Consider the following 21,191-nt stretch of genomic DNA (forward strand, 5'->3'; position numbering starts at 1 on the left):
CTCTCCCCCCCCCAGTGGACCTCAGCGACGCATCTCGGCCCGCGCCCACACCGTGTCCGGCACGGGGATCCCGAACCCCGTCAGCGGAACGAACGGGAAGGACACCGTGACCACCACCGACTCGACCGTCGCGCCGCTGACCGGATCGACCGTCGTGCGCGAGCTCGCCACCACGTTCGCGCCCACCGTGGTCGGATCCACCGAGCCGGCGACCAGCGCCGCCCGCGCGGCGCTCTCCGCCACGGCGAGCGGGGCCACCGTGGCCACGCTGCCTGCCCGCGCTCCCTCGCGCGCCGCGTTCACGACCACCTGCTCGCGGAAGAAGTAGAAGCCCCACTCCAGCCCGCCCAGCACGATGGCGAGCAGGAACGGAAGGACGAGCGCGAACTCCACCGCCGCGACGCCGCGCTCCGTGTGCCGTCTGGACCGCATGTCATCCCCCCAGCACCACCGTGGTGAGCGCGCCGACGGCGAACGCCGCGCCGGCCGGGACGCTGACCCGATCGCCGGCGGCGCGCGCCGGGATGGACACCGGCCGTCCCGCCGCGGCCGCGCGCAGGTTCGCCCCGATGTCGCGCCGGGCCGCGCCGCCGCTCGCCAGCCACGCCACCGTCGCCAGCCCGCCCGCCGCCACCGCGGAGGTCGTGAGGTAGCTCGCGAGCGAGCCCAGCCCCACCCACGGCGCCGCCGCCACCGCCAGCTTCCAGTCTCCGCCGCCCAGCCAGCCTCGCGACCAGGGCACCCAGAGCAGCGCGCCCACGGCGGCGGTCGCGACCAGCGCGCCGGCCGCGCCCGCGAGGCCCCCCGCAACGGCCTGGAGCGCGATGCCGCCCACCGCGAGCGGCACGGTGATGCGGTTCGAGATCCTGCGCCCCGCAGCGTCCGAGGCCGCGGCGACGGCGAGCAGGAACCCGAAGGTTCCGAAGGCGAGCGGTGAGGCCATCATGGGCGTGGGCCCGAGGGCGACGGTGCTGGCCCGGCCTGGTCCTCCGAGCCAGCACCGCTCGCGTGCCGTGCTACGGCGCCGCCCCGCCGGGAACGCGGGAAGCGGCGTTGCCGAACGTCGTGTTGACGTTCGTGCCGAGCGCCGCCGCGCCGATGATGATCACGAGCCCGATCACCGCGACCATGATCGCGTACTCCACCGCCGTCGGCGCTTCCTCGTCCTTCCACAGCCTCTTCAGCGTCTGCAGCATCTCGAATCCCCCTGTCGCACGCGGGCCGGCATGGCCCCGTCGTCACTTCCTGACGCGATGGATACTGGGTGGTTTCACCCCACCCACGTCACACGACGCTGCGACGGGGAATCGCGCGACAGCGGACGCACTGCGACCACGAGTGCAGTCGCGCGGAGTGCCGGGCATTTTCCGTGATCCACTGTTCGTGAACCGTTTGGGAACCTACGGGGATCTCTTAGGCCCAAGGGGTGTCCCCTGCCCAGAGGACGCCTGCGGCGCGTGCCGCTTCCAGCGTGGCGGGACGGACGCCGGCCGAGCCCGGGACGCAGCGCGCCCGAGGCCTGCCACGCCTCGCGCAAGCGGACCACGCCCCGGTGACATGGCCCGCACCTGCCGCGTGCTACCGTCGCCGCCAGCGAGGGGACATCGATGGGCGCACGCATCACGCGCAGCGGGCTCCTGACGGCGGGGATGGACGTGGGCGTGGGCGCCGTGTACGTCGCGTTCGCGCTGGTGCACGCGCGCGCGTTCCTCGACTCACCGCGCGTGAGCGTCTTCGCGATCGTCGCGTTCGAGACGGTGTTCGCGGCGATGTTCCTGGTGCGACGGTCCGCCGTGGCGGTCTCACGCGATGCCCTGTCCTGGGCCGCCATGCTCGCCGGCACCTTCGGGCCCCTGCTGTTCCGGCCCGTGCCCGGCGCGCACGACGTGCCACTCGCGCAGGCGGTGCAGCTCTCCGCCATGGCGTTCGCGTTCTACGGGCTCGCCTCGCTGAACCGGAGCATCGGCCTGCTCCCGGCGAACCGCGGCGTCCAGCGGTCCGGCGCGTACCGCTTCGTGCGCCACCCGCTGTACGCGGCCTACGCCATCGCCAATGCCGGCTACCTGGTGAGCAACGGGTCGATCGCGAACGCAGCCGTGTGGGTCGCCGGGGTCGCGGCCCAGCTCGTGCGCATCCGCCAGGAGGAGATCCTCCTGCTCCGCGATCCTGACTACCAGGCGTACGCCCGCTCGACCCGCTGGCGCCTGCTCCCGTTCGTCTACTGAGGCCGGCCCTTCCGGTTCGGAAGGCCCGCGCGTTCCCCCGACGCCTCCCGGGGGCGGCCCGTACCCTTCCCGCCTCCCCGCCCGCATGTTGCTGGGGTGCCGTCCGCTCGCGACGACCGCCTGGCGCCGCTCACCGGCATCCGCTTCGCGGCCGCGCTCGGGATCCTGCTCTTCCACTACGGTGGCCCGCTGGTCGCGGGCGCCCCGCCGTGGGTGCGCACGCTGCAGACCGGCGGCCACGCCTGGGTGAGCCTGTTCTACGTGCTGTCCGGGTTCGTCCTCGCCTGGGCCAACCCGCACCCGATGGACCGCGCCGAGCGGCGCGCGTTCCTGACGGCGCGCCTCGCGCGGCTCTACCCGGCGTACCTGCTCGCGTTCGCGCTCTCGGCGCCGTTCGCCCTCTCGCGCTGGTCGGGTGACGGCGCGGGCGGGCTGGCGAAGGCGGCCGTGGTGGCAGGCGCCTCCCTGCTGCTGGTGCACGCGTGGCTCCCTCCCATCTCGCGGCTGTGGAACGCGCCGGGCTGGTCCACGTCGGCGATCGCGACGTTCTACGCGCTCTTCCCGTTCGCGACCGCGCGCCTCGCCCGCCTCTCGCGGCGCGGGCTCGCGCTGGCGCTCTGCGCCGCATGGGCGGCCTCGCTCGCGCTCCCGCTCGCGTACCTCGCGCTGCGCCCGGACGGGCCCGGCGCCGAGCTCCTTCGCCACGAGCCGCGCTGGCTCGAGGCGCTCAAGTTCCACCCGGTGGCGCGCCTGGGGGAGTTCCTGGCCGGCGTGGCGCTGGGGCTGCTGCTCCGCCGTGGCGCCGCGCTGCCGCGCCGCCTGGCCGGCTTCGCCGCGGCGCTCGCGCTCGCAGCGGCCATCGCGGCGCTGGCCTGGGGCGGCTTCCCGTACGTGCTCGTGCACAACGGGCTGCTCGTGCCGCTCTGGGCGCTGCTCGTGGCGGGGCTCGCGGGCGTGGCGGCGAAGGGCGGCGCGCTGGGGCGCGCGCTGTCGGCGCGGCCGCTCCAGTCGCTCGGCGACGCGAGCTTCGCGCTCTACGCGCTGCAGGACCCGCTGTGGCGCTGGGCGGAGCTGCTGCTGCGCACGCCGGGGACGCCGGCGTCGCCGGCGTTCGTGCTCGGGTTCTCGGCGGCCGCGGTCGCCATTTCGCTCGGCGTGTCGCGCTGGCTCGAGCGGCCTGCACGCCGCGCGCTGCGGGCGGCCCTGGGCCCGGCGCCGTTCGCCGCCGCGCGCCCGCCCGCGCCGTGACGCCGGGCGCGGGTCCGGACGCCGCGGCCTCCCGGATCAGGAGGCCGGGTGCTCCGGCTGCCCGCCCGGCTTCCGCGGCCCGGGCAGCCCGACGATCGCGCCGGTGAAGCCGAAGAACCCTGCGGCGGTCCACACGTTGCCGGTCAGCGGGCAGGTGCCGGTGCGGCAGCCGATGAAGTGCGCGTAGGCGGCGCCGAGGACGGCGCCCACCGCCGCGCCAGCGAGGGTGCGCCAGTGCGCGCGGAGCCGGGGAGGGATGTTCACGTTGCCTGCCTCGCGGTGCTGCGGGTTCCGGGGCCGCCGCACGGCGCGGCCCCGTCCGGTGAGAGCCCGCGCGGACGCGGAGGATTCCAGGGTCGACATTGCCCTGTACCGCCCGCGCTGGACACACCAGCTCCCCCGCGCGGCGCGCCCCCGCGCTCCTGCCCCCGGGTGATTTACCTTCCAGCGGTCTCCCTGCTTTGCTGCCGCTCCTGGGGGGAGCACGCGTGCGCATCGTCTCGGGCTGGCCGATCGTCGCGCTCGCGCTCGCGGCCTCCGGCGTGCCGGCGCAGGAGCAGGCGCCGGTGCGGGAGCCGGGCGCCGGCGCCGCGCCGCTCGAGCTCGAGCTGTCGTTCGAGCCACGGGAGGCGCGCCCAGGTGACGAGGTGCTGCTCACGGCCCGCCTGCGTGGCGCCGACGGCCGCGGCCGGGACGCCGCGGTCACCGTCGAGGTGGACGCCGGCGCTGCGAACGGCCCGCTCCGCGTCTCGCTGGGTGTCTACACCTGCCGCATCACCGCCCCGACCACGCTGGGCACGCGCACCTCCATGGTGGTGGTCGCGACCGCCGCGGGCGCCGCCGCATCCGCGGCCCTTCCGCTCCGGCCCGGGCCCGCACGCGCCATCGCGCTGGAGGTCCCCGAGGGCCTCGGCGCCGACGGCGGGCGGCATCCGATCTGGATCGCGGTGACCGACGCGCACGGCAACCCGGTGGCGGACGAGCCGCGGCTCGCCGCGGCCCGCGGCGGGATCGGGGAGCCGGTGCCGCTCGGCACGGGCCGCTGGCTGGCCGAGTACCGGTCACCGCGCAGCGCCTGGGCCGGCGAGGACGTCCTGCGCGCGTCGGCGGGCCCGGCCTCGGTCTCCCGCCCGCTGCCGCTGCGCGCGGTCCCGGCGGTGCTCACCGTGTCGCCTCGGGCGGGCGTCATCCTGGGCGGCGGCGGTCCGGCGCTGGCGCTCGGCGCGGACGCGGCGGCGTGGCGCGGGGCAGGCCGGCTCGCTCTCGGTGTCGTCGCCGCGGTCGCCTGGTGGGGGGTCCGCGAGGACGGCGTGGCCTGGGCGCCGCGCGCCGCGCTGGACCTTCGCGTGGACCGCACCACGATCCCGCTCACCGTGTCGCTGGCGGCGCGCGCCGGGCTCGGCGCGCGCGGGACGGCCACGCTGTCGCTGGGCGGTGGCGCGGCGCGCGTGTCGAGCCGCACGCGGTTGGCGGGCCAGCCCGAGCTCGGCCAGGCCGCCTGGACGCCCGCGGCATCGGCCGCCCTGGAGCTCGCGTTCCGCACGCGGATCGGCGCGCCGTTCGCCGAGCTGCGCGGGTACTGGCTCGGCGATCCGGGGCTCGACACGGTGCGCGGCGCGGGCTGGCCGGTGCTGCTGTCGGCGGGGGTGCGCCTCGATGCGTACTAGGCTCGGCATCCTCGCCGCGGTCGCCGCGCTCGCGACGCTCTCGTGCTCCAGCGGGCCGGACGGCGAGTCGCCCCGCCCGGCCTCGGTCGAGCCCGCCTCCGCGTCCTCGGCCCAGGCCACCCGCGTCACCATCCGTGGCGACGGCTTCCTGGCGCGCCCCTCCACCAGGCTGTCCGGCGGCGGCGCGGCGGTGGACGTGCGGCACCGCGCCTGGCTCGGCGACGTGGAGCTGGAGCAGGTCACCTGGGTGGACGTCCGCACGCTGCAGGCCACGGTGCCGGCCGGCCTCGCGCCGGGCTCGAAGCGGCTGGTGGTGGAGAACGCGCTCGGCCGGCAGGGCGCGCTCGAGGACGCGTTCGAGGTCGTCGGCGCGGAGCCGGCCGCGCTCGCCGCGGAGATCCAGGCGGACCGGACCAGCGCCGCGGTGGGCCAGGCGATCGGGGTGACGCTGACGCTCTCCAACGGCGGCGGCTCGCCCGCCCAGGTCACCGAGGTCTCGCCGGCCTCGGCCGGCCCTGCGGCATCCTGCAGCGCGCCGGCGCCGGCGGCGCCGATCATCGTCCCGGCGGGCGGCTCGGCCGTGCTCGCCTGGAGCTGCAGCGCGTCGGCGGCGGGCGCGCTCGAGCTGACCGCCGCCGCCGCCGGGCAGGATGCGTCCTCCGGCGCCGAGCTCTCCGCCGCCCCGCCGGCGCCGGCACGCGTCACCGTGCAGGCCCCGGCGGCGCTCACCGCCGCCATCGCCGCGGAGCCCGCCACGGCGAACGTGGGCCAGGCGGTCTCGGTGACGCTCACGGTGCTGAACGGCGGCCACGCCACCGCCAACCTGACCTCCGCCGTCCCGGCTCACGGCGGGACGGCCACCGCGACCTGCGGCTCCGTCACGCCGGCCCCGGGACCGCTCGCCGCCGGTGCGTCCGCCACCTTCCGGTGGACCTGCACCGCCGGCACGCCGGGCACGATGTCCCTGAGCGCCACCGTCGGCGGCACCGACGCCACGACCGGCGATCCCGTGTCCGCCACCTCCGCGTCGCCCGCGTCCGTGCTGGTCCAGACCCCCGCCGCGCTCGACGTCGCGCTCGCGGTGGACGGCAATCCGGCCGAGGCGCTCATCGGCCAGTCGCTCGCGATGTCGCTCACGGTCCGGGACACGGGGCAGGCCGGCGCCACCGTGACGCGCGTCGAGCCGACCGCCACGCCCGCCGCCGCGGTCGCGTGCGGTGCGCCCACGCCCTCGCCGCCGCAGCTCGTCGCCGGGCTGGGCGCCCGCACCTTCGCCTGGACCTGCACGCCGCTCGCGGCCGTGGACGTGGCGCTCGGCGCGAGCGTCGCCGGGACGGACGCGAACAGCGGCGCGGCGCTGCAGGCGTCGGCGCCCGGCGCCAGCCTGCACGTGCTGCGGCCGGCCGCGCTGACCGCGACGCTCTCGGTGGACCGCACCATCGCGGACGTCGCCCAGGCGGTGCACGTCACGTTCACGCTCTTCAACGGCGGCACCGCCGCCGCCGACGTCACCTCGGTCGTGGCCACGCGAGACCCGGCCGCGACGTCGACCTGCACCGCGCCGGCGCCGGGCCCGGGCCGCCTCGCCGCGGGTGCGTCCGCCACCTTCACCTGGACGTGCAGCGCGAGCGCCGCCGGCCCCCTGATCCTGGGCGGCACCGCGAGCGGCACCGACGCGGTGTCCGGTGGAGCCGTCGGCGCGACCGCCTCGCCCGCCGAGGTGCTGGTCCAGGTGCCGGCGGCGCTCACCGCCGCCATCGCCGCCGTGCCGACCCGGACGACCGCCGGCCAGCCCACGGCGCTCACGCTCGAGGTCTCGAACCCCGGCGGCGCGGCGGCCGAGGTGACCTCGATCGCGCCGACCGCGCCGGCCTCGGCGGTGTGCGGCGCGGTCGCGCCGGCGACCCCGGTCACCGTCCCGGGCGGCGGCCGCGCCACGTTCCAGTGGTCCTGCACGCCCACCGACGCGGGATCCGCCCTCCTCGGCGCCACGGCCGACGCCACCGACGTGAACACCGGCGCCCGGCTCCGCGCCACCGCGAGCACCACCGTGGCGGTGGATGCGGGCGGCGTGCCCACGGTCGCCGGGTTCATCGCCTCGCCGCTGGTGGCGAGCCCCGGGCAGCCCTTCGGCGTCACGCTCACGATCGCGAACGTGTCGGCCGTCACCACGCAGGTCACCGGGATCGTGGCCTCCATGACCGGCGCGACGCCGGGGAGCTGCACCGCCCCGGCCCCGGGCCTGCCTCGGCCGATCCCCGCCGGCGCGAACCAGGCGTTCACCTGGAGCTGCACCGCCGGAGAGGTCGGCGCCTACGCGCTCGAGGCCGCGGTGACCTCCACGCCCGCGCTCGACGCGCAGCCCACCCCGGCGCCGGTCACGGTCCAGACGCCAGGCCACCTCGCGCCCGCGACGGTGCAGGCGAGCCGCGCGCAGATCAGCGTGGGCCAGGCCATCCCGGTGAGCCTGCTGCTCGTCGACGACGGCCAGGGCACCGCCAGCGTCACCGCGTTCCAGACGAGCGCGTCGCGCACCTCGGACACCGGCGGGGCCACCTGCACCGCCGCCGCGCCAGCGCCGCCGCAGAGCATCACCGGCGGGGGCAGCCTGACGTTCGGCTGGACCTGCACCGGCACGGCCGCAGGGACCGTCGCGCTCGCGGCCGCCGTGACGGCCGAGGACTCCGGCAGCGGGGCCGACGCGAGCCCCGCCGTCACCGGAGCCGCCGTGACGGTGCAGACCGCGCCTCGGCTCACCGCGACGCTCACGCCAGCGTCGCCGAGCGTCCCCGTGAACACGCCCGCGGACCTCACGCTCGTGCTCGCGAACGCTGGCGAGGCAAGCGCGCGGATCACCGCGGTGGCGCCGAGCGCCTCGCCCGCGGGGCTCGCGACCTGCACGTCGGTGGCGCCGCCGGTCCCGGTGGACCTGCCGGGTGGCGGCGGCAGCGCGACGTTCACGTGGACCTGCACGCCGTCGCAGGCGCGGAGCTACACGCTCGGCGCGACCGTCACCGCCGCGGACGTGAACGGGGGCCCGGCGCCCGCCGTCAGCGTGCGCACGGTGACGGTGAGCGCGACCGCCCCCTGAGCCCCGTTACTCCAGGTGCTCCACCGGCACCTCGGGCGGGTCGCGCTCCTCGCGATCGACCACCACCGAGATCGCCGGCGCCCGCTCCTCGAGCCGCTTCGCGATCCGCTCGAGCCCGCGCGCCAGGTTCTGCACCGGCCCGCGGCTGCCGGTGGCGAGCCGGCTCACCGCCTCGCCCGGCATGTCCGCCACGCGCCGCATCGCGCTGGCGCGCAGGTTCTCGGCGCGCGCCCGGAGCACGTCCATGTGGCGCCGCACGCCGCGCGCCGACCAGTCCTCGCGCGAGAGCCGCTCCAGCGCGAGGTCCAGGTCGTGCAGCGCCTCGTTGCCCGCCCCGAGCGCGCGCAGCAGCCGCCCGCGCGCCTCGCTCTCCAGCGCGTCGATCCGCCCCTGGACCGCGGCGATCGGATTGCGCCGGACGTCTGCCCCTCCGTTCACCTTCCGTGCAGTGGACGCCTTCATGACCGCACCTCCTCCGCGGGCCCGGACCGCCCGTCCCGCGCCGGTGTGAAAAGGGATTTCCGTGCCGTCCCGAGCGTAGACCCTGGGTTCCCTGACGCGGCGCATCCAGGAGGGGCCGCCGCCGAGGGGGCCCCTCCCCCGCCCTGGACCGATCCAGGGTGACACGCGCGCGCTGTCAGACCCGGCTGCGACAGTCGTCCCGTGCGGCGCTTCGTGACCCTGGACCTCGAGACCGTGCCCGACGAGGCGCTGGTCTCGGCCGTGGACGGGGAGCCCTCCCGCCCCTACCCGGAGCAGCTCCGCCGGGTCCTCGCCGAGCGCCGGGCCCGGACGGGCGGTCGCAGCGACTTCCTCCCCCTGCCGTACCACCGGCCGGTGGCGGCGTGCCTGCTGGAGGCGGAGGAGGACGGCGGCATCGTCCGGGTCACCGACGCGGTCGCCTGGACCGACCGGCGCGGGCCCGAGGCCGCGTTCCTCGAGACCATGTGGCAGCGGCTGGAAGGGGCCTCGCTGGTGACCTTCCACGGCAAGGGGTTCGACCTGCCGGTGCTGGAGCTGCGCTCGCTGAAGCACGCCATCCCCACCCCGGCCTGGTTCGGGGCCGCCCGCGGCACCGGCGGGACCGAGCACCTCGACGTGAAGGAGCTGCTGGCGGGCCAGGCCACCGCGGCCCCGCTCGACCTGTACGCGAAGCTGGTGGGGCTGCCGGGCAAGGAGGACGTGGCCGGCGCCGACGTGCAGGCGCTGTACGCCGAGGGCGCCCTCGACCGGATCGCCGGCTACTGCATGACCGACGTGGTGCAGACGTTCCTGCTGTTCCTGCGCGTCCGGCTGGTCGAGGGATCGCTCACGCCGGACGGCTACGCGGAGAGCGCTGCGCTCGCGCGCGAGGCGCTGCCGCGGCTGTTCGCGCGGCGGCTCCGCCCCGGCGAGCGGACCGCGCTGGACGGCTTCCTCGATCGCTGCGCGCCGTTCTTCGAGGGCCGCGAGCCGGCGCTGCGGGCGCAGGCCCTGTAGCACGCAGCCCGGAACGGCGCGGCCCGGCCGCTCGCGCAGCCGGGCCGTCGAAGGCCTCGCGGGATGGAGGGGCGCCGCGCGGGGCTACCGCGGCGACCGCTTCGCGCGGCGCTTGCGCTTGACGCTGAGCACGCGCTTGCGCGTCGCCTGGGCGCGCTTGGTCTTCGAGCGGTTCGAGATCTTCCGCTTCGAGCGGTTCCCGAGCTTGGCGGGCATGTGATTCTCCTTGGTGTCCGTCGTGAAAGGCGGCGGAGTCTCGCCGCTCCGGGGGTGTTCGGTCAAGCCCGCCCGCCGGCCCCGGGCCGGGAGGGCGGCGCCGGCGCTACTCCAGCCAGTCGCGATCGCGCAGCTTCCTCGGCAGGTACTCCTCGGTGATGAAGCTGATCCCGCGGCGCGAGAGCGCCTCGAGCTCGTACTTCTCGCCGGAGCGGACCATCTCCTGGATCTCGCGCTGCCACTTCGGATCCTTGAACCAGGGGTAGGCCAGCATCTGCTTCGCGCGCGCGTCGTCCTGGTCGTTCATGCGGATCGACACGTTGCCGGGCAGCTTGAACTTGGCCTTGTCGAAGGAGGACAGCCCGATGAAGCGCGCCTTCGGCACCGCCATCCGCATCGACTCGTAGGCGAGGTTGATCGAGCCCTGCTTCAGCACCGAGTAGATGTAGAAGCCCCAGGGATCGTTGTCCACGAGCACGTACACCGGCAGTCCCAGCTCCGAGTGGAGCCGCTGCACGATGCGGCGCACGCCGCGCGGCGGCTGGCCCAGGCCGGTGACGATGATGCACTTCTCGCGGGCCCAGAACTTGTCCTCGTTGAAGCGCTTCCAGACGGCGTCCTTCTCGATGAGCAGGACGTACTTCGCCTCGCTCTTGCCGAACTGGACGACGTGCTCCTCCACGATGGACGGCACCGACCAGCCGCCCGAGCCCATGCGGCGCAGGTCGATGGCGTCGCCCGCGTCGCGGATCGAGAGCGGGCCCACCATCGAGCCGCGGCCGCTCGCGAACAGGTGCAGCTCCTCGCGGAGCGCGTCGATCGCGACCTCCAGGTCCTCGATGATCGGGTCGGACTCCTCCTGCTCCTCGAAGGTGTTCTGCCGCGTCTCGCCGAGCGCGTGCTTCGTCATGTAGTACAGGTCGCGGATGCTCGTCGTCTTGCCGGCGTCGATGAGCTCCTTGCACGCGTCCGAGACCAGGAACGTCTGCATGAACTTCTTCGCCATGGAGACGTTGAAGAAGTAGCGCCGCTGCTTCTGGTCCTTCAGCTCGATGAGCCGCTTGCGCGGGTTGAACTGCACGTTCGCGAGCGAGCGGACCGGGATCTCGAGGAACGGGTTCTTGCCGCCCTTCACCGAGCGCAGCACCGTCTCGGCGAGCTTCTCGATCTTCTGGACGGTCTTCTTGTCGGTGGCGTCGAGCCTGGCCATGGCCTACTCCTGCTCCTCTTCCTCGGCCCTGCGCGGCCGCCGCGTGATCTTCCTCGACTGCTCCTCCAGCGCGGCGTCGTCGAGCCCGTCGCCGGCGCCCTCCTGCTCGGTCACCTGATCGGCGAGCCGCAGGAACTCGCGCTTGATGGGATCGGGGCTGCGCTTCACGATCTTGCCGATCGCCTGCGCCACCTCCTGGATGTACAGCTCGAACAGGCTGCGGCGCTGCGCCTGGTAGTCGGCGTGCTTGCGCTTGCGGATGTGCGCCGCGAGCTTGCGGCCGCACTCCTGGGCCGCGAGCTGGATCTCGCGCGTGATCTCCGGGTAGTGGGCCACCGCCTCCTTCGCCTCGCTGGTGAACGGCACCCACACCGAGGCGATGTGCACGAGCAGCGCCATGGGCCCGACCGGCAGCGAGCCGCGCGGCTGGCTGAGCAGGTAGTTGCGCCAGTCGGTCTTGACGATGGCCTCGGTCATCCCGCACGCGCCGCGCTGGAACAGCAGCGGCACGCGGTTCGCGAAGCGGAACAGCTCGATGGGCTTGTCGGCCGGCCAGCTCCCGCCGTACGCGAGCCCCACCTCCACCTGGAACGGGTTGCCGCGGTACACCTTGGGCGGCCGCGTCACCGTCGCGATGAAGTAGTTGTGGCCCTTGATCTTCTCGACGCCCTCCTCCGGCGGCGCGTCCGGCACCTCGGGCGCCTCGGCCTTGGCGGCCTTGCCCTTCTTGGTGGCCTTCTTCTTCCGGGCCGCGTCGAGGTCGAGCTGCTCCTCCTCCTCCGGCCCCTCCGTCTCGATCACGTTCAGGAAGGACACCAGGCCCTTGCGCATGAGCGTGTCGCCGATGGGCGAGAGGATCTGCGTCGGCGGCGCCATGATCTTCGTGGCGCCGATGGCCTGGTGGAGCCTGCGCGCGACCTCGCGGTCCGCGGCGACGTCGCGGGGACGCACCCGGGCCTTGAAGCCGGCCTTCTTCACGATCTCGTCGGCGACCGTCGAGGAGACGCGCGAGAACGCGGCCTGCAGGAACCCGCGCACGTCGTGGCTCTTCGAGTCCGCCGCCATCCGCATCAGCGCGCCCAGCTCCACGCCGTGCGGGTGCGGCTTGATCTCCTGCGCCTCCTTGGGCAGCTCGTCGGTGGCGCGCGGGAAGGAGAGCGGCGGCTGGCGCGGGCGCAGGTAGTGGAAGGCGGCGTGCGGGTTGGAGAGCGCGGTGTGCTCCACGTAGCGGTTCACGAACCGCTGCCCCTGCTGCCAGTTCGCGACGATCTCCAGCTCCACGCGCGTGCCGTGCTCGTGCCAGTCGTCGAGCTGCCGCTCCGCGGTGACCACCGGGTTGTTCTTGCGGGTGTCGATCTGGATCTCGAGCCCGAACGCCGGCTTGCCCTTGCCGGTCCGCGAGATCATCCGGATCGGCTGGCCGGTGGTGAGCTGGCCGTACATGGCGGCCGCGCTGATGCCGATGCCCTGCTGGCCGCGGCTCTGCTTCAGGCGGTGGAACTTGGAGCCGTAGAGGAGCTTGCCGAAGATCTTCGGCGCCTGCGCCTTCACGATGCCCGGGCCGTTGTCCTCCACCACCACCACGAAGCGGCCCTCGCCCTTCGTCAGCTCGCCCTCGCCCTTGTCGTCCAGCCCGAGGTCGCGGACCTCGATGGTGATCTCGGGGAGGATGCCCGCCTCCTCGCAGGCGTCGAGCGAGTTGTCCACCGCCTCCTTGATGGTGGTGAGCAGCGCCTTCGAGGCGTTGTCGAAGCCGAGCAGGTGCCGGTTCTTGGTGAAGAACTCGGAGATGGAGATCTCGCGCTGCTGCTGCGCCATCTGCTCGGCGGTGGCGCGGCGCTTCGGGGAGCGCGCCGCCGGCGCCGCCTCGGGCTCGGCCTCCGGCGCGGGCGGCAGCAGCTCGGGCTCCTCGACCGGCGCGGGGCGGGCCCTGCCGGCGGGCTTGCGTGCGGGCGCCCGGGAGGGCGGCGTCGCGGCGCCCTTCGCGCGGCGCGGGGCGGGTCCCCCGACCACCGCCAGCTCGAGCTGGTCGCGCTCCCGGTCCCGCCCCGTGGCCTTCCCCTTCGCCCTCACCGCCGCCGCCTTCCGAGCCGCCATATGGACGCGCTGACCTCGCAACCCCGCGATATCGCCTGCCTCGCCCCAATAGCACGGCGGGGGATCCCGCGCGAGATCGCGGCGCCCCGTGCGCGCCGGCGCGCAGCCGGGCGGGCGGCCGGCGGATTGACGCGGCCCCTCCGATGGTTACTCAAGCACCATGTCCTGGAGCGAGGCGGCCCAGCCGCGCGGCATGTCCCCGAAGGCCGGCGTGGGCCGGAACTACGCCAAGACCGCCATGCTGATGGCGGTGCTCATCGCGCTGCTCGCGATCGGCGGCAACGTGGTGGGCGGCGCGCAGGGGATGCTCCTCTTCGGCGGGCTCGGCCTCGTCTTCAACTTCCTCTCCTACTGGTTCTCCGACCGGCTGGCGCTCATGGCGCACCGCGCGCGGCCGGTGACGCGCGAGGAGCTGCCGCAGGTCTACGAGATCGTCGAGCGCCTCACCCGCCGCGCCGGCATGCCCATGCCGCGCGTCTACGTCATTCCCTCCGAGACGCCGAACGCCTTCGCCACGGGCAGGAACCCGTCGCACGCGGCGGTCGCCGTCACCGAGGGGATCCTCCGCATCCTCGACCGGCGCCAGCTCGAGGGCGTGCTGGCGCACGAGCTCGCCCACGTGCGCAACCGCGACATCCTCATCTCCACCGTCGCCGCGGCCGTGGCAGGCCTCATCTCCACGCTCGGCTACGTCGTCCGCTGGGGCGCGCTGCTCGGCGGCATGCGTCGCGAGGACGACCGCGGCGGCTCGCCGCTCGAGCTGCTGGCCTGGGCCATCCTGGCGCCGCTCGTGGCGCTCGTGATCCAGCTCGCGGTCTCCCGCTCGCGCGAGTACGGCGCGGACGCGTCCGGCGCCGAGCTGGTGGGCGACCCGGAGCCGCTCGCCGAGGCGCTGCTCGCGCTGGAGCGCGGCAACGAGGCCATCCCGTACCAGTACGGCGGCCCCGCCACCGCGCACCTGTTCATCGTGAACCCGTTCCACGGGGCGGGCGCGAAGATGATGAGCCTGTTCTCGACCCACCCGCCCATCGAGGAGCGCGTGCGCCGGCTCCGCGAGATGCGGCGCGGCGTGCGCTACGCGTAGGCGTCAGTAGGCGCAGGCGACCGCGCCGGTGCCCACGTCGAGCTGCCCCTGCAGCGTGCCGCCCTGGCCGTTCGAGACGATGAGCGTGTACGAGCCGGGGGTGGACGGCGCGGTGACGTTGCAGATCACGTCGCCGGTGGCGCAGCCGGGCGGGCAGCTGGTGGAGCTGTCGCACGCCTCCGCCAGCGGATCGAGCTGGATGTAGCCGCCCTGCACGTCCACCTCGCAGCGGGTGATGTTCTGGTTGCAGGTGGGGCACGCCTTCAGCCGGACCGGCACCGTCGCCCCCGGCGACGCGGTGCAGCTCTGGATCTGCGAGACCTGCGGCGTCTCCGTGGGGCAGGTGTCGTTGCCGCAGCCGGCCGCGAGGAGCGCGGCGGCGGCGAGGGCGGCGGCGGAGAGGGCGTTGCGCGTCTTCATGATGGGCTCCTGCGTCAGGGCGTGAGGACGATCTTCCCGAACTGCGCGCGATCGGCAAGCAGCGCCTGCGCCTCGCGCACCCGGGCGAGCGGGAGCACCCGGTCCACCACCGGCCGCAGCCTCCCCTCGCCCACGAAGCGGAGCACCTCGAGCAGCTCGCCGGAGGTGCCCATGGTCGAGCCGAGGATGGAGAGCTGGCGGTAGAACACGTGCCGCAGGTCGGTCGGGGGATCGTACCCGGTGGTCGCGCCCACCGTGACGATGCGGCCGCCGGGCGCGCAGGCCAGGATCGAGCCCTCCCACGTCTTCCTGCCCACGTGCTCGAACACCACCTCCACGCCGCGGCGCTGCGTGAGCCGCTTCACCTCCTGGACGAAGTCCTTCGCCTCGTAATTCACGACCTCGTCCGCGCCGAGCGCCCGCGCCCGCTCCAGCTTGGCGTCCGAGCCGGCGGTCGCGATGACGCGCGCCCCGTGCAGCTTCGCGATCTGCACCGCCGCGACGCCGACGCCCGAGCCGGCCGCGTGCACCAGCACGGTCTCGCCGGGCCGCACGCGCGCGCGCGCCACCAGGGCGTGCCAGGCGGTGAGGAACGTGAGCGGCACCGCCGCGGCCTCCTCGAACGACAGGTTCGGCGGGCGCGGCAGCGCGTTGCGGGCCGGGACCACCACCGCCTCGGCCTGCCCGCCGGAGACGTGCTCGCCCAGGATGGCGTAGCCGCGGCACAGGTTCTCCTCGCCGGAGCGGCAGCGCACGCAGCGCCCGCACGAGAGCCCCGGCGCGACCACCACCTCCGCCCCCACCTTCGGCTCGGCCACCCCGGGCCCCACCGCGTCCACCACGCCGGCCACGTCCGATCCGAGCACGTGCGGGAACGACAGCATCAGGCCGCTCCAGCCCTTGCGGACCCACAGGTCGAGGTGGTTGAGCGCCGCTGCCCGCACCCGCACCCGGACCTCGCCCGGGCCGGGCTCCGGCAGCGGAAGCTCGCCGACCTCGACGCGCTCGGGGCCGCCGTGGCCGCGGATCAGGACCGCCTTCACGTGCGTGCCTCCGCCCCCAGCTAGAACGACTGCGGCGTGGGGTTCTGGTCGAACCAGCGCGCCGCGCAGATCACCGCGGCGCCCCCGTGCGCCTCGAGGTCGGGCTGCCTCACCCGGACCTCGCACCCCAGCCAGCAGCCGGTCGGGCCGCAGATGTTGGAGTCGTTCGGGTAGTACGACCAGTCCATGATGCAGAGGACGTTCGTGTCCGAGGCCGGCCCGCACTGGTCCGCGGCGCCGGTGGAGGTGAGCGGCAGGCCGCACCGCTCGCCGGTGAACCAGTCGCGGTACCGGAACAGCTGGCTGGCCTGATCGAGCGTCGCCCCGCTCGCGGCCAGCGCGTTGCACTGCCGCCCCAGCTCGTCGTACGCCTTCTCCTCCTTGCTCTTGCCGCACGCGGCGATGGCGAGGACGGCGAGGACGGCGAGCGTTCGGGCGGCGGTCACGAGCGCACGTTATCGCCGGGTGCGGCCCCTTGCCAGGGGCTCGCTGGGGCGGGATAAGACCACCTCCCGGCCGGGGAGGGTCGCGCCGCCCGGCCTCGATCCACGTGGGGTGAACGGATGGTCGTCCGCGTCGACGTGCTCCCGCTCGCGCTCGAGCTGCGGCGGGTCGTCATCGCCGAGGTCATCGGCGGGTTCCACGGGCAGGCCCAGCTCGGCCGGTGGTGGCTGCCCTCCGGCGTGCTCGCCGACGGCGAGCAGCCCTCCGAGCGCGCCGCGGCCATCGCGCGCGAGCAGCTCGGGCTCGAGCTGGAGGGCCTGGTGGTGGTGGGCTGCCGCGCCGAGCAGGTGGGCGGGGTGCCGCACCTCGCGCTGGTGTTCGCCGGCGCCGTGGCCGGCGGCGAGCCGGCGCCCGGCGCGCCGGTGACCGGGTTCGCGGCGCGCACGCTCGCGGAGCTGCCCGACCAGGTCGGCTTCTACCACCGCGACGTCATCGAGGTGCTGGCGGCCCGCTACGAGCGCCTGCGGGCGTGAGGCCCCGGAGCCGCGCCCCGGCGGACCGCTTGCCCGTGGCGGTCGCGCTGGCTAGGACCGCGCCATGACCCTTCCCCTCCTCGCCATGCTGCTCGGCGCCGCCCCCCTGAAGGTGGGCGACAAGGCGCCGGACTTCACGCTCCCCGACAGCGACGGCAAGCCGGTGTCGCTGGCGAGCCTGCTCGAGTCCGGTCCGGTGATCCTGGCCTTCTACACGAAGGCGTTCACCCCTGGTTGAACGCGCGAGCTCTCAGCGTACCGGGACCGGTATGCCGACGTGGCGAACAAGGGCGCGCAGGTGGTGGGCATCAGCACCGACTCCGTGGAGACGCAGCGGAAGTTCAAGGACGAGCTGAAGGTGCCGTACCGGCTGCTCTCGGATCAGGGCGGCAAGGTGGCGAAGCTGTACGGCGGCACCATCCCGGTGGTGGGGCTCGCGAACCGGGCCACCTACGTGCTCGAGCAGGACGGCACCATCAAGGAGATCGTGACCGGCAGCGCCGCGATCGATCCGGCGGGCGCGATCACCTCCTGCCCGCTGCACAAGGGGAAGAAGGGATAGCCATGCGCGTGGTGGACGGGTTCGTGGCCGGGCTGCGGCGGCGGCTCCTCGGGATCTCGGCGGAGGAGATCCGCTACACGTTCGAGGACGTGCGCGGCGAGATCCGCGCGCTCCGCGCCGAGCTGAAGGAGGAGATCGCCGCCGTGCGCCGCGACCTCGACACGCTCCCGTCGCGGCAGGACCGGGCCAAGGGGCCGGAGATCCCGGTCGCGGAGGCCTGAGAGAGCGTGAAGAAATCGGCCGGCGCCCATGGACCTAGGACGGCCGGCCGTGATCTTCTCGGGGCGTGAGCGAGCACGACGCGCCGCGGGTGGTGAGGCCGGTCCGGAACCAGCTGTCGTTGCAGCCGACCGACCTTGAGGCATTGGTCGCGGACGAGCATCCGGTTCGCGCCATCTGGGGGCTCGTTGAGCGGCTAGATCTCTCGGCGTTCTACGACGAGATCGCGTCGAGGGGCAGCAACGCGGGGCGACCGGCGACCGACCCGGCGGTGCTGCTGGCGCTGTGGCTGTTCGCGAACTCCGAGGGCGTGGGGAGCGCCCGGCTGCTGGAGCGGCTTTGCGAGCGGGATGCGCCGTACCGCTGGATCTGCGGCGGAGTGCCGGTGAACCACCACACGCTCGCCGACTTCCGCGTGATTCACGGCAAGAAGCTCGACCGGCTCATGACGCAGGTGCTCGCCGCGCTGATGAAGGAAGGCGTAGTGCAGCTGAAGCGCGTGGCGCAGGACGGAATGAAGGTCCGCGCGAGCGCCGGGGCGGCGAGCTTCCGGCGTCGGCAATCGCTCGAGCGGTGCCGCAACGAGGCCGAGGAGCAGGTCCGCAAGCTCCGCCGCGAGATCAGCGAAGATCCGTCCGCATCGACGAAGCGAGTGACAGCCGCGAAGGAGCGCGCGGCGAAGGCGCGGCTCGACGCCATCGACGCTGCGCTTGCGGAGATTGGTGAGGTCGAGGAGGAGCGTGCCGAGCGCGACGAGAAGAAGCCGTCAGACGCGAGACGCCGCGGTGAGATCCGCGTGAGCACGACGGACGCCGAGAGCCGCGTGATGAAGATGGCCGACGGCGGCTTTCGCCCCGCGTACAACGTGCAGCTCGCGACGGACGAGAGCGGCTTCATCGTCGGCGCGGACGTGACGAACAACGGCACCGACCAGCCACACGTCGTGCCGATGCTCGACGAGATCCAGCGCCGCACCGGCGAGGCGCCACGCGAGTACCTGGTCGACGGCGGCTTCGTGACCCTCGACAACATCGAGGCGATCGCGGAGCGCGGCGCGACCGCCTACGCGCCGCTGCCGAAGTCGAAGAGCAAGGACGTCGACCCTCACGCTCCGAAGCGGAACGACCCGCCCGCGGTCGGTGCGTGGCGCATACGGATGGGCACCGAGGATGCGAAGCGCGTCTACATCCAGCGCGGCGTGCTCGCTGAGCGGACGAACGCGGATCTCCGGGCGCACCGAGGTCTCGACCGGCTGAACGTCCGTGGGCTCGTGAAGGTGAAAACCGTGGTGCTGCTGGCCGCCATCAGCTTCAACGTGATGCGGCTCATCGCGAGCGGGCTCTCGGCCTGACCGGCGTCTCCGGGCGCCCACTTCGGGCGCCCGAACCAGGGTCCTGACCGGGCAGCATCGGACTTCGGCCGGCCGAACCGCCGCCGCTGCCCCCCCGGACTCGGGCGCGTCTCGACTCCGCGGCGCCTCCGGCGCCGCCACGCTCGACGCGAACGGATTACTTCACGGTCCCTGAGAGCACGTGAAACCATCCCCTCCCGTCGCCGCGGCGGCCGATCCGCGTCGCATCGCGTCGTTGCTCCTCCCTCACATGCCGACGGGCATGCTCGGTCGTCGCGCCTCGCGCTGCTCGCGTCTCGACCGCCTGGCTCGGTCCGGGGATGGATTCACGCGCTCTGAGGCGGCAGCTCGTGGCTCGACGGGCTCACCCGGAGCGGAGTCCGGCCGCTCATCCCGAGCGGAGCGCGGCCGCAAGGCGGGAGTCGAGGGACGAAGGGCCCCCTACGCGACGACGCCGTCCTCCACGATCACGGCCCGCACCACCGCCTCGCCCTCGCCCGCCCGCACGCGCTCGCCGGGCTTCCAGTGGGCGCGCCGCAGGTAGCCGAGGCCGAGGCGACCCTCCGGCGTCTCGGCGACGCTGGTGACGGCGCCGACCTCCTGGCCGCCGGCGACGAGCGGCGTGCCGGGGCCGGCGCCGGGCGGCAGCTCGAGCTGCACCAGGCCGCGCTGCAGGTGGCCGCGCGCGGTGGCCCGGAGCACCACCTCCTGCCCGATGTAGCAGCCCTTGCTGAAGGAGATGGCGGCGCGGGTGAGCCCGGCCTCCATCGGCAGCCGGCTCGCGTCCATGTCGGCGCCGAAGCGCGCCACGCCCGCCAGGATCCGCAGCGACTCCAGCTCGGCGAGGTCGAGCGGCGCTGCCCCGTCCGCGACCAGCGCGGCCCGCAGCGCCTCCGCCTCGGCCGCCGGCGCCCACACGTCCACGCAGGGCGCGCCGCGGCGCGCGGTGGGGACCACCGGCGCCGAGCCCGCGCGCCCGCCCAGCCTCGCCGGCCCATCCGGCCCGAGCACCGGCAGCGCGCGCAGCGTCGCCGACAGGTCCTCGAACGTCACGTCGTCCATGATGACGAGCTTCTCCAGCAGCGCGCGCGTCTCCGGCGCGGCGGCCGGGTCGAGCTCGACGAGGATCTCGCCCTCGCGCGCCAGCACGTGTCCCTCGCCGAGCAGGTGCCCCTTCGCGTTCAGGAACGCGGCGTAGGCGGACTCGCCGGGCTTCAGGCGGGCGAGGTCCTGCGTGGACATGCGGTGCAGGTAGTCCTGGGCGTCCTTGCCGGTGACGCGCAGGAAGGCGCGCTCGAGCACCGGGCCGACGGCCCAGCCCTCGCGCGCGGCGCGGAGTCGTTCGTGGAGGCTCACGCCCCCGTGGATAACGCGGGCGCGGCGCCGGCTCAAGGCGCGCGCGCGGGCTACCCGCGCTCGGTCAGGATCACGCCCGCGATCACCATGGCCCCGCCCGCCACGAACGGCGCGGTGAGCCGCTCGCCGGCGATCGCCCAGGCGAGCAGCGCGGTGAGCACCGGCTGCAGGTTGGACCAGATCGCCACGCGGCTCGCCTCGGCCCGGGAGAGCGCCCAGTAGTAGAGGATGTAGGCGACCACGCTGGTGAGGAGCACCAGGTACCCGAGGCTGGCCCAGCCCGTCGCCGAGAGCGCGCCGAGCCGCGACCAGTCGGTCGCGACCAGGCCCACCGGCAGGTACACCAGCGTCCCGAGCACGAGGGCCACGCCGGTCGAGCCGACCGCGCCGTAGCGCTGCGCGTACGGCTTCCCCGCCACGGCGAACACCGACCACGCCACCACCGCGAGCAGGATGAGCAGGTCCCCGGCGAGCTGGCGCGAGGAGCCGTGCAGCCCCACCACGCCGCGGCCGAGCAGCACCACCACCACGCCGGCGAACGCGAGCGCGATCCCGGCCAGCTTCGCCGGGCCGGCCCGCTCGCCCAGGCGCACGCGCGCGATGAGGAACACGAACACCGGGGTGAGCGCGTAGAGCAGCGCCGCGTGCCCGGGCGTGGTCCAGGCCATGCCGGCGAGGAACAGGCCCTGGTTCACCGGGATGGCGATGACGCCGAGCCCCAGCAGCGCGAGGAGATCGCGCCGCGCCACCCGCACCGGCCGTCGCCACAGCAGCAGCCCGAACGCGAGCGAGGACAGGCCGAAGCGCACCAGCGCCACCTCGAACGGCGACAGCTCCCCCAGCGCGCGCTTCGCGGCGAGGTAGGTGCCGGCCGAGATGGCCGAATGCAGGAACATCACCAGGTGGACCATGGTGGCGCGGGAATGTAGCCGATCCGGCCGCGCGC

General features: G+C 74.7%; 23 protein-coding genes. 10 read left to right on the forward strand and 13 right to left on the reverse strand.

Going from position 1 to position 21,191, the window contains the following annotated elements; genetic code table 11:
* Nucleotides 1-21: 21 nt before the first annotated feature.
* The 3 genes from ANAEK_RS14685 to ANAEK_RS14695 all read right to left on the reverse strand — a co-directional run bounded on the left by ANAEK_RS14685 (nt 22) and on the right by ANAEK_RS14695 (nt 1,196).
* The gene (locus ANAEK_RS14685; RefSeq protein ID WP_012526917.1) at nt 22-432 is read right to left on the reverse strand and encodes a TadE/TadG family type IV pilus assembly protein; all 411 of its coding nucleotides are present in this window, start codon (nt 430-432) and stop codon (nt 22-24) included.
* A gap of 1 nt (nt 433) precedes the next feature.
* Nucleotides 434-946, reverse strand: a complete 513-nt coding sequence (locus ANAEK_RS14690) for a prepilin peptidase (protein ID WP_012526918.1) — start codon at nt 944-946, stop codon at nt 434-436.
* Between the two features lie 70 nt (nt 947-1,016).
* Entirely contained in the window at nt 1,017-1,196 is a 180-nt protein-coding gene (locus ANAEK_RS14695; RefSeq protein ID WP_012526919.1) for a Flp family type IVb pilin, read from the reverse strand.
* Nucleotides 1,197-1,607: 411 nt separating this feature from the next.
* Here ANAEK_RS14695 and ANAEK_RS14700 point away from each other — a divergent pair, with 411 nt between their 5' ends.
* Together ANAEK_RS14700 and ANAEK_RS14705 are read left to right on the forward strand one after the other, a co-directional pair.
* Entirely contained in the window at nt 1,608-2,225 is a 618-nt protein-coding gene (locus tag ANAEK_RS14700; protein WP_012526920.1) for an isoprenylcysteine carboxylmethyltransferase family protein, read from the forward strand.
* Nucleotides 2,226-2,321: 96 nt separating this feature from the next.
* A complete protein-coding gene (locus tag ANAEK_RS14705) occupies nt 2,322-3,473 on the forward strand; it encodes an acyltransferase (protein ID WP_012526921.1) in 1,152 nt (383 codons plus the stop codon).
* A gap of 36 nt (nt 3,474-3,509) precedes the next feature.
* On the opposite strand, the gene ANAEK_RS14710 is transcribed toward ANAEK_RS14705, so the two are convergent.
* Nucleotides 3,510-3,737, reverse strand: a complete 228-nt coding sequence (locus tag ANAEK_RS14710) for a DUF6132 family protein (RefSeq protein WP_041454079.1) — start codon at nt 3,735-3,737, stop codon at nt 3,510-3,512.
* Between the two features lie 224 nt (nt 3,738-3,961).
* On the opposite strand from ANAEK_RS14710, the gene ANAEK_RS14715 reads away from it, so the two are divergent.
* The gene (locus tag ANAEK_RS14715; RefSeq protein WP_012526923.1) at nt 3,962-5,140 is read left to right on the forward strand and encodes a hypothetical protein; all 1,179 of its coding nucleotides are present in this window, start codon (nt 3,962-3,964) and stop codon (nt 5,138-5,140) included.
* A complete protein-coding gene (locus ANAEK_RS14720) occupies nt 5,130-8,231 on the forward strand; it encodes a hypothetical protein (protein ID WP_012526924.1) in 3,102 nt (1,033 codons plus the stop codon). The genes ANAEK_RS14715 and ANAEK_RS14720 overlap by 11 nt, the downstream gene beginning before the upstream one ends.
* 6 nt (nt 8,232-8,237) lie before the next feature.
* Here ANAEK_RS14720 and ANAEK_RS14725 read toward each other — a convergent pair whose 3' ends face one another.
* A complete protein-coding gene (locus tag ANAEK_RS14725) occupies nt 8,238-8,693 on the reverse strand; it encodes a hypothetical protein (RefSeq protein WP_012526925.1) in 456 nt (151 codons plus the stop codon).
* Between the two features lie 201 nt (nt 8,694-8,894).
* On the opposite strand from ANAEK_RS14725, the gene ANAEK_RS14730 reads away from it, so the two are divergent.
* Nucleotides 8,895-9,710, forward strand: coding sequence for a 3'-5' exonuclease (locus ANAEK_RS14730; RefSeq protein WP_012526926.1), 816 nt, complete (start codon nt 8,895-8,897; stop codon nt 9,708-9,710).
* 84 nt (nt 9,711-9,794) lie between these two features.
* Here the strand turns inward: ANAEK_RS14730 and ANAEK_RS23535 are convergent, their stop codons facing one another.
* The 3 genes from ANAEK_RS23535 to ANAEK_RS14745 form a co-directional block, all read right to left on the reverse strand.
* A complete protein-coding gene (locus ANAEK_RS23535) occupies nt 9,795-9,926 on the reverse strand; it encodes a hypothetical protein (protein WP_012634086.1) in 132 nt (43 codons plus the stop codon).
* 106 nt (nt 9,927-10,032) lie between these two features.
* Nucleotides 10,033-11,136: a DNA topoisomerase IV subunit A gene (locus ANAEK_RS14740; RefSeq protein ID WP_012526928.1), complete on the reverse strand. Its 1,104-nt coding sequence runs from the start codon at nt 11,134-11,136 to the stop codon at nt 10,033-10,035.
* 3 nt (nt 11,137-11,139) lie between these two features.
* A complete protein-coding gene (locus tag ANAEK_RS14745) occupies nt 11,140-13,209 on the reverse strand; it encodes a DNA topoisomerase VI subunit B (protein ID WP_012526929.1) in 2,070 nt (689 codons plus the stop codon).
* 184 nt (nt 13,210-13,393) lie between these two features.
* Here ANAEK_RS14745 and ANAEK_RS14750 point away from each other — a divergent pair, with 184 nt between their 5' ends.
* Nucleotides 13,394-14,317 carry a zinc metalloprotease HtpX gene (locus ANAEK_RS14750; RefSeq protein ID WP_012526930.1) on the forward strand — a complete coding sequence of 308 codons (924 nt, stop codon included), beginning with the start codon at nt 13,394-13,396 and terminating at the stop codon, nt 14,315-14,317.
* A 3-nt stretch (nt 14,318-14,320) separates the two neighbouring features.
* On the opposite strand, the gene ANAEK_RS14755 is transcribed toward ANAEK_RS14750, so the two are convergent.
* The 3 genes from ANAEK_RS14755 to ANAEK_RS14765 are packed head-to-tail and all read right to left on the reverse strand — an operon-like array spanning nt 14,321 to nt 16,226.
* On the reverse strand, nt 14,321-14,737 hold the full coding sequence (locus tag ANAEK_RS14755) for a hypothetical protein (protein WP_012526931.1): 417 nt from the start codon (nt 14,735-14,737) through the stop codon (nt 14,321-14,323).
* Between the two features lie 14 nt (nt 14,738-14,751).
* Entirely contained in the window at nt 14,752-15,780 is a 1,029-nt protein-coding gene (locus ANAEK_RS14760) for a zinc-binding dehydrogenase (protein ID WP_012526932.1), read from the reverse strand.
* Between the two features lie 20 nt (nt 15,781-15,800).
* Entirely contained in the window at nt 15,801-16,226 is a 426-nt protein-coding gene (locus tag ANAEK_RS14765) for a hypothetical protein (RefSeq protein ID WP_012526933.1), read from the reverse strand.
* 117 nt (nt 16,227-16,343) lie between these two features.
* On the opposite strand from ANAEK_RS14765, the gene ANAEK_RS14770 reads away from it, so the two are divergent.
* The 4 genes from ANAEK_RS14770 (at nt 16,344) to ANAEK_RS14785 (ending at nt 18,889) form a co-directional block, all read left to right on the forward strand.
* A complete protein-coding gene (locus ANAEK_RS14770; RefSeq protein ID WP_012526934.1) occupies nt 16,344-16,757 on the forward strand; it encodes a hypothetical protein in 414 nt (137 codons plus the stop codon).
* Nucleotides 16,758-16,821: 64 nt separating this feature from the next.
* Nucleotides 16,822-17,319, forward strand: coding sequence for a peroxiredoxin (locus ANAEK_RS14775; RefSeq protein WP_012526935.1), 498 nt, complete (start codon nt 16,822-16,824; stop codon nt 17,317-17,319).
* Nucleotides 17,320-17,321: 2 nt separating this feature from the next.
* Nucleotides 17,322-17,540 carry a hypothetical protein gene (locus ANAEK_RS14780; protein WP_012526936.1) on the forward strand — a complete coding sequence of 73 codons (219 nt, stop codon included), beginning with the start codon at nt 17,322-17,324 and terminating at the stop codon, nt 17,538-17,540.
* A gap of 65 nt (nt 17,541-17,605) precedes the next feature.
* On the forward strand, nt 17,606-18,889 hold the full coding sequence (locus tag ANAEK_RS14785; protein WP_012525171.1) for an IS1182-like element ISAnsp1 family transposase: 1,284 nt from the start codon (nt 17,606-17,608) through the stop codon (nt 18,887-18,889).
* 441 nt (nt 18,890-19,330) lie between these two features.
* Here the strand turns inward: ANAEK_RS14785 and ANAEK_RS14790 are convergent, their stop codons facing one another.
* Both ANAEK_RS14790 and ANAEK_RS14795 read right to left on the reverse strand, forming a co-directional pair.
* Nucleotides 19,331-20,245: a folate-binding protein YgfZ gene (locus ANAEK_RS14790; RefSeq protein ID WP_012526937.1), complete on the reverse strand. Its 915-nt coding sequence runs from the start codon at nt 20,243-20,245 to the stop codon at nt 19,331-19,333.
* 50 nt (nt 20,246-20,295) lie between these two features.
* Entirely contained in the window at nt 20,296-21,156 is an 861-nt protein-coding gene (locus ANAEK_RS14795) for a DMT family transporter (protein ID WP_012526938.1), read from the reverse strand.
* Between the last annotated feature and the right edge of the window lie 35 nt (nt 21,157-21,191).

The sequence above is a fragment of the Anaeromyxobacter sp. K genome, assembly GCF_000020805.1.
GTDB classification, from domain to species: domain Bacteria; phylum Myxococcota; class Myxococcia; order Myxococcales; family Anaeromyxobacteraceae; genus Anaeromyxobacter; species Anaeromyxobacter dehalogenans.